Origin of the sequence: Sphingobacterium sp. Lzh-3, assembly GCF_046764375.1 — a bacterium.
Classification (GTDB): Bacteria; Bacteroidota; Bacteroidia; order Sphingobacteriales; family Sphingobacteriaceae; genus Sphingobacterium.
Genome location: NZ_CP177226.1, coordinates 1,080,324 through 1,092,685, shown reverse-complemented (window position 1 = coordinate 1,092,685; position 12,362 = coordinate 1,080,324). Strand labels below are relative to the sequence as shown.

Sequence of the window (12,362 nt, the reverse complement as noted above, 5' to 3'; positions counted from 1 at the left end):
ACAATAGAATTAATCAAAAAAAGCCTATCACCATGATAAAGAATTATTTAATAACTGCCATTAGAGAATTAAGGAAACGGAAATTCTATACTGCTATCAATATATTAGGTCTGTCGGTCAGTCTTACGGCAGCGATATTAATTATTTTCTGGGTACAGGATGAAAAGAGCTTTGATAAATTCCATCCAGATTTTGAACAGATTTACAAGGTCAATTCCCATTTGGATCCCGAGCACAACGGTTCGATATGGGGGACATCTCCCGGCCCTATAGGAAATTATGCACAAAATGTACCGGAGGTAGATTACGCAACGCGGGTTTCACAGGATTACAATACCACATTGGTCAATGACAAACTGAAACGTCCGGTAACTGATATGAACATCTATTATGTAGATGGTAATTTTTTCAAGATGTTTCATTTTCCATTACGAGAGGGCTCGCTTGCAGGTTTTCAGGAAAATTATAAACAGGCGCTTATTACCGTATCGACTGCCGAAAAACTTTTTAGTACGCAAAAAGCCATTGGAAAAACTTTCCGTTACCAGAAAGATCTCTTCACCGTAGCCGGTATCCTAAACGATATTCCACAAAACTCCTCAATGCAATTCGATGTCGTTATCCCACTGGGTTATCATGCACAGCGGTTTACAAACTGGGGCGGTAACGGTAAATGGAAAACAATAGATGAAGATATGGGTAACTACAGTTTTTCGACTTATATTAAAGTCAAACCTCATGCTTCTGCCGCACTTATCGGAAAATCGGTCACAGATACTTATACCAAAGCCCGCGACGGTGAAAACTCGACTATATTTGTTTTAGACCCTCTTAAAACCATGCATTTGATCGCTCCTGATGGAAATAAATCGACGCTTCGCATGGTTCAGATTTTTGGGATCATTGCGATATTGCTCCTGGTGATCGGTGCGGTAAATTATGTCAATCTAAGTACTGCAAGAGCATTGGATCGGGCGAAAGATGTTGGTATCCGCAAAATAATCGGCGCCAACCGTCTCCATTTATTCCTACAATTTATCACCGAAACTGTTGTTGTATTTCTTTGTTCACTACTGATTGCTTTCATCCTCATCGTGATTCTTCATACAGGCTATAATCAGATCGCGCAGAAATCAATCAGTCTTTCTTTCCATAATACGACGATATGGCTGTATATTGGGGCAGCAATTATAGGCACATTGGGACTATCCAGTATATATCCTGCGATACAGCTTTCCTCATTCAATCCCATTCATTCATTAAAAGGAAAATCAGTAAGAGGTGTTTCCTCAAATACCATGCGTAAAATATTGGTGGTTTTCCAGTTTACGCTCTCCGTGACCCTTATTGTATGTACGTTGGTGATCCGAAACCAATTGGCGTTTATCCAGAAGATCAACCTCGGCTATGACAGAGACCATGTCCTGACCCTCGGCCTTCCAGAGGAAGCCTACAAACACATGGACGCGATACGTGCCGAACTCAAAAGCAACAATGCCATACAGGCAGTCTCTCTATCCGGTGTTTACAACATGACGGATTTCGGAAATGCCACGGGCGATATCGATTGGCCAGGCAAGTCCAAAGACAACAAACTCATTGTTGCTCAAGCGACCATCGATAAGGATTTTATTCCCTTAATGAACATGCAATTCCTCGAAGGAAAAAACTTTAGCGGCATGCCGGTTGATTCGTCCGGCTATATCATCAACGAGACTTTGGCCAAACAGATGGGATTAAAACCGCCCTATGTCGGATCCAATATGAGTTTCCACGATTTCCCTGGACAAATTATCGGTGTTGTGAAAGACTTCCACTTCAAATCCATCAAAGATAAGATCGGTCCGATGGTCTTCTGGACGCGCTGGGGATCGGGCACGCTGTATGTTAAAACCAGCACGACAAAGGCTTCTGAAGCCATTAAAGCTTTAGAAAAGATCTATAACCGCTATCCATCAGATGCTCCTTTTAACTACACCTTTATTGATCAGCAATTTGATAATCTATATAAATCCGAGCAGCGCACAGGTTTGTTGTTCAATATTTTTGCCGGCATCGCCATTTTTATATCTGCTTTAGGTCTGTTTGCCCTGGCAACTCACGAAGCGCAAATGCGTGTAAAGGAAATCGGTATCCGTAAAGTTCTTGGTGCAAGCACCTTTGGAGTTGTCCGGCTTTTGGGGAAAAATTTCGTGATACTCGTCTCCATTTCCATTCTGATTGCCTGCCCTATTGCAGTTTACCTAATGAAACAATGGTTGAGCAATTTTGCCTATAAAACAGATCTAGAGGTACAAACATTTGTCTTCGGTGGTATCCTGGCCTTGCTGATCGCCATTATTACCGTCAGCTACCAGGCCGTTCGGGCAGCATTATCCAATCCCGTAGATAGTTTACGAGATGAATAATTTTCAATATAAAAGTAAGGAAAAAAACATCCATCTGGATTTTAATGAGAGGTCAATAACTGATAATACCAAATTATAAGATACAATGACAAAAACATACATTAAAATAGCCTACCGTAACTTAGTAAAGAATAAAATGCTGAGCGGCATTCATATTTTAGGATTGGCCGTGGCTATAATGACCGCAACCTTACTTTATCTCACATCAATGCATGAGTTGTCATACGACAAATCTATAAAGGATTATGAACGAGTAGGATTGATTTATTTTCAGACACACCCCGAAAAGGGTGTCAACAATAATGCTACAGTGGCAGCCCCAATGCGTGACATTCTAAAATCGGAAATATCAGAAATTAAATATCTGAGTCGTTATCTTCATAGTGTGCTGCAGCTTCGCAATGGCCAAAAACAACTAACGACGAACAACAAATTTGTAGATGCGGATTTCCTCCCTATTTTCAGCTTACCAATGTTATCAGGAAGCAATAAAGCACTTGATGATTTAAACAATATTGTCCTTGACGAACAGACTGCAAAGCACCTCTTTAACAGCAGTGATATAATCGGTCAACAAGTGGAAGTCAATTTAAATGGACAATGGGAACCTAAGACCATTAGTGCTGTCTTGAAAGCTTTACCAAGTAATTCAAGTCTTAACTTCAACACCCTGCTACGCTTTGAAAGAAATCCCAATTATCAGTCTTTTAAAGATAGTTGGGACCAACAGGATCACGTTCTATTTGCCAAAGTGAATTCAGAAAAAGTAGATGATTACATATTCAGTCAAGCAACTCAATCATTTATGCAACAGCATTTAAAATCGAGCAATGACAAATTAAAACGTAGCGGAGCATCTCCCGATGAAAAGGGAGACTACATCTCCCTTCATATTCTACCTATTTCCAAATATCACCTAAATTCACTCGGATTGGGGAACGGAGGATCACCAACTTTTCCTTGGATGTTGTTCTTGATCGCTGGATTGATTTTATTTGTTGCGAGTTCTAATTTTGTCAATCTCTCACTAGCAAATTCGTTAATCCGCAACCGCGAAATTGGTACACGAAAAACTTTAGGTGGTACTGTTGGTCAATTAATACAGCAATTGTGGACTGAAGCTTTACTCCTATGTGTTGTAGCGCTTAGCTTAGGGATAGGTTTGGCCTTTTTAATACTGCCTGAGTATAACGCGATGACTAATTATAAGCTAAGTTTTGCTCAACTATTTACTCTACGTAATTTGATCATCTTTATTTTGGTCTTCATCATGCTGACATTGTTTGCTGGTGGATATCCAGCGTGGCGCATAGCGCGTACAAACATTATCCAGAACCTCAAAGGCACAGCGAGAGTTAAAGCTGGGCGGTTGCGCAATAGCCTTACAGTACTACAATTCAGCATCTCCATGGCACTGATTGTCGCAACCATAGTTGTGGGCAGCCAATTGCATTATATTGCTAATCGTCCATTAGGTTTTGATAAGACTGAAGTAATAAGTATTCCGATAGGTAGCAGTATAGATCCAGAAAAAGCAGTCCAGCGGATGCGCATCGAACTGGCCTCGCGACCGTGGGTAAAGAGCGTGAGTGCATCAGATATGAATATCGGTAAAGGCAGAGATGGAAGTACGGGAACCAGTATGATCGGATTCGAACATAATGGAAAGCAAATTCATACGAATTTCATGTGTATAGATTACGATTACTTACAGACTTTAGGAATACAGTTGATTGCTGGACGTGACTTTAATCGCGCTTTTGGTACAGATACCACAGCTGTGCTTATCAATAAGCAGATGGCTGAGCTCTTAGGCGGGGTAGATAAAGTCCTTAATAAAAGCATCGACATGAACGGGAAACCTACGGTTATTGGTGTAGTCGACAACTTCCATTTTCAGGACCTATACAAAAGAGTAGACCCTTTGACCCTTATCATTAATCCCCGTGGTTTCCCTGTAGAATATATTTTTGTACGTATACAGACTGATAACTTATCCAAAAGCATTGCCGATATTGAACAAATTTGGAAAAAGATTAATCCCAAAGCCAACGTTTCTCCTTCTTATCTGGATGAGAATACAGAAAATATGTATAGCACAGAAAAGCGTTTTTCTCGTATCATAATTGCTGGAGCAACAACTGCAGTTATGATTGCCTGTTTGGGACTATTCGCTCTAACACTGCTGATTATCAATCGCCGCATAAAAGAAATAGGTATTCGAAAAATATTGGGATCTTCAGTATCTGCAATTGTCTTATTGATATCCCAAGATTTTGTAAAACTACTTTTCATAGCTTTTGCTCTAGCGACACCTTTAGCATGGTGGATGCTAAATAAATGGCTTGAAAACTTTGCTTACCATGTGGAACCAAGCTGGTGGATGTTTGCTCTTGCTGGCACAACAACAATAGGTCTTGCTCTTTGCACAATTGGCTTACAGGTCGTCAAAGCAGCTCGCGCTAATCCCGTCGATAGTTTACGAGATGAATAAAAAGAAAAATAAAGTAAAAGTGATTAAACATATTGATACACTAAAACTAAAGAAAAAAGCAATGATCAAGAACTATATAAAAATAGCCTGGCGCAATATCTCGAAAAATAAAGGGTATTCGACCATAAACATAATTGGCTTGGCAATAGGTTTGGCCTGTTGCCTACTAATAGCAATTTATGTGCAAAATGAATTGTCATACGACAAATATCATGTGAATAAAGATCGAATTTACCGCATCGTCCATGACTATAAAGATGTAAGCAGCACAGAGCAGCATCAAATCTGGGGCAATGCACCCATCGGAGATGCCATCAAAGCAGATTTCCCTGAAATCGAGAAGGTCGTTCAGTTTTCAGGACAAACGTCTATCCTGCTCAAACAAGGCGATAAAAGATTCCAGGAAGAAAATGTATTTTTTATGGATTCTACTGCATTTGACGTCTTCAGTTGGAAGATTTTGGCCGGCGATCCGCATACAGCTTTAAAAAACGCTTATTCTGTTGTATTAACAGAGAGTACAGCCAAAAAATATTTCGGCGATCAAAATCCCATTGGTAAGACGCTTGAGGGAGGTTTAGCCGCCGGCCGTGCCAACTCTGGTTTATACACGGTAACAGCAGTAATGGCCGATGTACCCTCTAATTCACACTTTACGTTCGATGCACTACTCTCGATGAGTACATTCCGCAACGCTAGGCCCGATGTTTTTGACAAAGAAGGTTGGGATTATGTAGACTTCTACACCTACTTTCTCGCTTCAAAAGACTTTGATCCTGTAAAGTTCAACCAAAAAATACCAAAGTTTATCAAGCGGCATCTCCCAACAAATGAAAATGCAAACGCAAAATACAATTTCCATATCGAGCCACTTCTCCAGGCTTACATGCATTCGTCGGCAGATCGTCAGCCTGGCACCAATGGAAGCTATCAGAATTTATACATATTCAGCATTATTGGCGGATTCATATTACTGATTGCCTGTGTGAACTTTATGAATCTGGCGACATCTAGGTCAATGGAAAGAGCAAAGGAAGTCGGGGTCCGAAAAACCATAGGCGCCAGCAAAAGCAACCTGATCTTTCAATTTATGTCGGAGTCTTTGGTTCTTGTATTCGTCAGTAGCATTTTAGCCATACTGCTCGTTCTCGCCTTCCTTCCTTTTTTGGAAGCATTCTCGGGCAAACACCTCAATTATTCGTCCTTGCAAAATGGAACGACCTGGGCAATATTCCTATTCACTACCGTTTTTACCGGGCTACTTGCAGCTAGCTATCCAGCCTTGATTCTAGCAAATTTCAAACCCATAACAGTACTTAAAGGAAACTATAGCAGCAGTAAGGGTGGCACCTGGTTACGTCGCATATTGGTTGTTTTTCAATTTTGCCTTTCCATTGCGCTCATTGCGGGTACTGTCGTCGTCTTTTCTCAACTAGATCAATTACAGCACCGCGATCTTGGATTTCAAAAAGATCAACGGCTTGTCATTGATTATAATTTCGATGATAAGGTAAACAATAACCTGGAAGCGATAAAATCGACACTTGCAAAAGATAAAGATGTGCTGTCTGTCACTGCATCACGTACGGTACCGGGAACATTTTTTCCAAATGCAGGGACCGAAATCATGTCAGCCAACGGAACAATGACTTCATTTGCTCCTTTTTTATATGAAGTCGATGTCGACTTCATTCCTAATATCGGTTTACAAATGGCCGCAGGACGCGCCTATTCCAGAGATTTCCCTGCCGACACAGCTCATTCACTTGTTATCAATGAATCTGCTGCAAAACAATGGGGATACTCCAATCCACAAGATATTATTGGCAAGCAATTTCGTCAATGGGGAAGAGAAGGAACCGTTATTGGTGTGGTGAAAGATTTCAACTATCTTTCTTTACACCGTAAGATTGAGCCTTTAGCGCTGCGACTTGAACCAACCAGCAGCCGGTATTTAACCTTGAATATCCAACATGTAAACCAGCCTGAGACCGTTACGAGAATCGGCAAACTATGGAACGAACTTGTACCAAACCGTCCATTTTTATATAGCTTTCTTGACGACAATTTCAATCGACAATATGAAGCGGATTTTAATTTTAGAAGACTTTTCACAGCCTTCTCTGGGCTGGCGCTTTTTATTGCCTGTTTAGGTTTATTGGGGCTTGTGACTTATACAGCCCAACAGCGGACCAAAGAAATCGGCGTACGCAAAGTTCTCGGTGCATCCATCTATCATTTAATCCTCCTGCTCTCTTCTGACTTCATTAAACTATTGGCTGTAGCACTCCTCATTGCCACTCCCCTATCTTGGATAGCGATGAAAAAATGGCTGGACAACTTTGCTTATCACATTGAACCACAATGGTGGATGTTTGCCTTTGCCGGTGTCGCCGCCATTATGATCGCGCTAATAACCGTAAGCTATCAAACGCTTAAAGCAGCGAGAACAAACCCTGTAGACAGCTTAAGAGATGAATAATCAGCTATCATTTTATTCAATCACTATACTTCTGCTATGAACAATCTTTTATTAGAACAGGTCATCAGATAACTTTGAAAAACACACGATCATGATAAAGAACTATATAAAGACAGCTTGGCGAACGATCAGGGCAAACCGATTTTTCAGTATCCTTAATATCAGTGGACTGGCCATAGGTATCTGTGTATCGCTATTGTTATTCGCTTTTATCCGACAGGAACTAAGTTTTGATACTATGTATCCTAAAGCTGAGCATATCTACCGCGTCTACATGAAACTATCCGCAGAATATAATCAGGAAAAAATGCTCTCGCTCCCTAATGCGGTAGGCCCAGCTTTAAAATCAGACATTACGCAGGTAGATAATATGGTACGTCTGGTAAAAGACGGTTATGGTGCAACGGCTTCTATCCGCAGCGGGAATGATAATTTCTCTGAAAAACAATTATACTTAGCAGATTCGACGCTGTTCTCGATATTTGATTTTCAATTTATTGAAGGGAATGCGCGTACTGCTTTTTCAAATAAAAAAAGCATCGTCCTATCCCAATCGTCCAAAGAAAAACTATTTGGAAAACAGGAAGCAGTCGGCAGAATAATCAGCATCAATCAACGGGATACCGTACAGGTAACCGGTGTCTTCAAAGATCTTCCTGCCAATAGCACATTAGATTGTAATATGGTCATGAATATTATGGATTCATGGATGGGTCAAAATGTACACTGGAGCAATGCGAGTTACGAAACTTATATCCTATTAAAAAAAGGTTCAGACCCAGCAGCCATTGCGCACGAAGCGAGCAAATTAATTGATAAGTACGTCAAAAAAGACAATCAATATTATACACAATTTTTCCTACAACCGTTATCAGCAGTACACCTCTATTCAGCAGATTTAACAAGTGGAGTTACTACACGTTCTGTAAATATAACCATCATTAGAACATTATCAGTCCTTGCCCTTCTCGTGATTATAATTGCATGCATCAATTATATGAATCTTGCGACAGCCAAATCACAGAAAAATGCAAAACAGGTAGGGGTCAATAAAGTACTTGGCGCTACCCGTCGGCAGCTCATTATCCGCTTTTTTGTAGAAACGGCAACAATTAGTCTTTCCGCTATGCTTATTGGGCTCGTCCTTGCCATAATACTCATTCCTGCGTTCAATTTGGTCGGTAAGACCGATATGACTATTCAGCATCTGCTGAATCGGAATATGCTAGGAATATTGGCTATAGCATGGCTAATCATTACGCTGGTTGCAGGTAGCTATCCAGCATTATTCCTTTCAGGCATTAAATCAATATCTTTAATGAACAAAGGATACAATAAACAGGGTAAAACAATATTAATTAGACAAATATTGGTTGTGTGCCAGTTTTCTATTTCGATCGTACTGATTATTGGTATCAGTATTATGCTGACTCAAATGAGCTTTATCCGCAATAAGGATTTAGGATATCAACCTGAAAATGTTGTGTCTATTTCAATTCGTTCTTTAAAAAATCAAGAAAAGTTAAATACCCTTGGCCAACAAGTTCAAAACCTGACCAATACGGTAGCTACGACTTTCGCACAATCGATACCTGGATTCAATGAAAGTGGTAAATCAACTTATAAATTAACGACCGACAAACAAGGCTTACCCACACTGAGCTGCGTTACCTATGGCAAGACAATCAATACTTTAGGACTAAAATTACTTGCGGGGACAGATTTACCAAATGTGATCGGGCGTACAGACTCAACCTGTTATGTATTGATCAACGAAAAAGTAATGAAGTTTTTAGGTTATAAAACACCCGAAGAAGCTATAGGGAAACATATCGTTACAGAAATGAGTGCGACTAATTCCATTATATCAGGTGTTGTTCGAGATTTTAATTATGCCAACCTAAAATCTGAGATCGGTGGATATACCTACTATACAATGAATGCTCCTTCTGAGTCTCCTCGGAATTTATTGATCCGCTATAAAACAGCAGATCTTCAGACGTATATTGAGGAAATAAAAAAGATCTATACAGCTATTGCTCCCGATGCTGCATTTGATTTTTCTTTTTTAGACCAGCATGTACAGGATCAATATAACAATGAAATTCGTTCATCCAATGTCATGACTTTGTTTTCATTTTTGACACTATTTATTGCCTGTCTGGGTTTACTAGGGCTAGCTGCCTATACAGCTGAATCAAAAAGTAAAGAGATCGGCATACGTAAAGTTCTAGGTGCAAGTGTCAGTAGTATTATTCATTTGCTGTCCGCAAACTACATCAAATTAATCTGTATAGCATTTCTGATTGCAGGACCAATAGCATATTACTTATTTAATAGTTGGTTAAATGATTTTGTTTATCACATCGATATGCCGTGGTGGGCATATGTAGTCGCTGTCCTGACAGTGACAATTGTCGCATTTATTACAATTGGATTCCAAACTTTTAAAGCTGCATTACTAAATCCTGTCAATAGTTTGCGGGACGAATAGCAACACGCGCATATCAAATTGGAGGATTAACAAAAAACGAAATAACAATGATTGTAAATTCACTTAAAACAGCCTATCGTTTTTTAAAAAAACATAAGTTGATCACGTTTATCAATATCACAAGTCTTGCGATTGGTATTACAGCGACGCTAGTTATTTTCCTGATGATCCAATACGACTACAGTTTTGACAAACATGTTCCCAATCGACAACAGGTCTATCGTGTTGTCAATAACGGAGAGTTCAAAAATGCCGGCGTCTACGTACCGCTGGTACGCACCATGCAAGCAGAGTTGCCCAACTTGGAGGCCGTAGCCCCGATTTATCGAAGCCATGTCCAAAAACTGAAAGTTTCTCTGGCAACAGACAAATTCCAGACTTTTCCAAAAGAACAGAAGATGGTATTCACGAACAGTCAATATTTCGATATTTTCCCTTCAAAATGGTTGGCTGGTAGTGCTAAGGCTTTGAATTCATCCGGAAATATTATCCTTACAGAGAAAACATTAGAAAAGTTTTATGGAAAAGAACCGCCTGCAAATGTGATTGGCAAAACCATCATCTATGCAGATAGTATCCCACTTCAGGTCGCTGGTGTAATAGAAAATCCGCAGCATAATTCGGATTTCAATTTTGAAAGCTTCATCGCTGAGTCGACGATCCCTCGGGACAACAATTTAAAAAACATGTATACGTGGGAAGCTTGGAACAGCATATCGGATTCACATCAGGTACTCATCAAGACAAAAGCACAAAGCAATCCGCGTCTTCTGGAACGCAATATTGCTAATCTCCTTAAAAAATATAAATACAAAGAAGGTGAAAAAATCAACGATAAGCTTGAATTACAAGCATTGGCAGATGTACATTTTGATACAAGATTTAATTATGACGCGACCCATCCGGAAGCGCTTCGCAACCTTATTTTACTTGCAGTCTTCCTCTTAGCTCTGGGGGCCGTAAATTTTATCAATTTATCCACGGCTCAGTCTATTGAAAGAGCCAAAGAAGTGGGTATTCGTAAGACGTTGGGTAGTTCTAAAACTACATTGATCAAACAGTTTTTGATCGAAACCTTTCTGATAACTTTGACTGCAACAGTACTTGCAGTCTTATTATTACCATTGTTCTTACATGTCTTTGAAGGATTTATTCCGAAAAACCTAAGCGTAGAAGGCCTAGACAAAACTGTTATTGTTTTCTTTCTATTTGGACAGTTGATCTTAGTAACCTTACTTGCCGGATTTTATCCTGCCTGGGTACTCACAGGATATGCTCCGGTGCTAGCGCTCAAAAATCAGCTTGGAAAGAATACCAATCTTTCCCGAAGTGCATGGATACGCAAAGCACTGACCATCTTCCAGTTTGTCATGGCCCAGGCTTTCCTGATCTGCGTGCTTATCGTCGTTCGCCAAATAAATTATGTTACGCATAAAGATATGGGCTTCCAGAAAGATGCTATAGTCAATCTATATATTCCTGGAGCGTTCCAAAATTCCGCCAAAGGTGTAGTTCTTAAAAATGAACTCAAAAAGCTAAAAGATATCAAGGCCATAAGTTTTGGGAATATCGCTCCTGCAATGAATGGCTGGATGACTACCGCAATCGCTTACGATCAATCGCCAAATAAGGAATCCTTGACTTTTGATAGCCGATCGGGTGATGAAAACTATTTAGATGTCTATCAGATTCCGCTTTTAGCAGGAAGAAATATCCGTTTATTGGATTCAACAAGTGAAATGTTGATCAATAGAAAAGGACTTGAACTACTGCATATCAAAAACCCGCAGGATGCCATTGGTAAAACCTTCGAAAATGGACAGAACATCATCGTTGGTGTGATGGAAGATTTTGATTTGGCTTCAGCACGACAAGGGGTTAAGCCAGTTCTTTATACAGGCAGTAAAGAAGGATATGTACTCCATATTGCCTTGGATCAATCGCATCCCGAAAACTGGAAAAACGCCATTGATAAAATAACATCAAGCTACAAATCGGTGTTCCCCGATGATGAATTGGACCTACGGTTTGTAGACGAGGTCATCCAGAACTTCTATACGCAAGAGAAGCAGCTGTCTAAGCTCCTTTCTTGGGCAGTAGGACTCTCTGTGCTAATTGCTGGATTAGGCTTATTTGGACTTGCCATATTTACTGCAAATCAGCGCACAAAGGAAATTGGAATTCGCAAAGTATTGGGGGCCTCTGTGTTCCAGATCACCTTTTTATTACTTCGGAATTTGCTGTCGTTGGTTGCAATAGCCTGTATAGTAGCTTTTCCAATTGCTTATTATTTTATGCATAGCTGGCTGAACGACTTTGTTTACCGAACCACAATAAGTCCTTGGATTTTCGGGCTGTCAGCCGTAGGGTTGATCGCCTTTGCCAGTCTTGTACTTTCAACCAAAAGTGTCTTTGCAGCAAAAGCAAATCCAATAAATAGTTTACGGGACGAATAGATCAGTTGATAAAACAATAGAGCGATCA

Annotated in this window: 5 protein-coding genes; all 5 read left to right on the top strand. The window is 40.1% G+C overall.

The window, feature by feature from the left end:
• Positions 1-32 precede the first annotated feature (32 nt).
• A complete protein-coding gene (locus ACLCDV_RS04415) occupies positions 33-2,408 on the top strand; it encodes an ABC transporter permease (RefSeq protein ID WP_411972990.1) in 2,376 nt (791 codons plus the stop codon).
• Positions 2,409-2,493: 85 nt separating this feature from the next.
• Positions 2,494-4,902 carry an ABC transporter permease gene (locus ACLCDV_RS04410; RefSeq protein WP_411972989.1) on the top strand — a complete coding sequence of 803 codons (2,409 nt, stop codon included), beginning with the start codon at positions 2,494-2,496 and terminating at the stop codon, positions 4,900-4,902.
• Positions 4,895-7,384, top strand: coding sequence for an ABC transporter permease (locus ACLCDV_RS04405; protein ID WP_411972988.1), 2,490 nt, complete (start codon positions 4,895-4,897; stop codon positions 7,382-7,384). The genes ACLCDV_RS04410 and ACLCDV_RS04405 overlap by 8 nt, the downstream gene beginning before the upstream one ends.
• Before the next feature lie 91 nt (positions 7,385-7,475).
• A complete protein-coding gene (locus ACLCDV_RS04400; RefSeq protein ID WP_411972987.1) occupies positions 7,476-9,878 on the top strand; it encodes an ABC transporter permease in 2,403 nt (800 codons plus the stop codon).
• A 47-nt stretch (positions 9,879-9,925) separates the two neighbouring features.
• Positions 9,926-12,334, top strand: coding sequence for an ABC transporter permease (locus ACLCDV_RS04395; RefSeq protein ID WP_333576162.1), 2,409 nt, complete (start codon positions 9,926-9,928; stop codon positions 12,332-12,334).
• Positions 12,335-12,362: the final 28 nt, after the last annotated feature.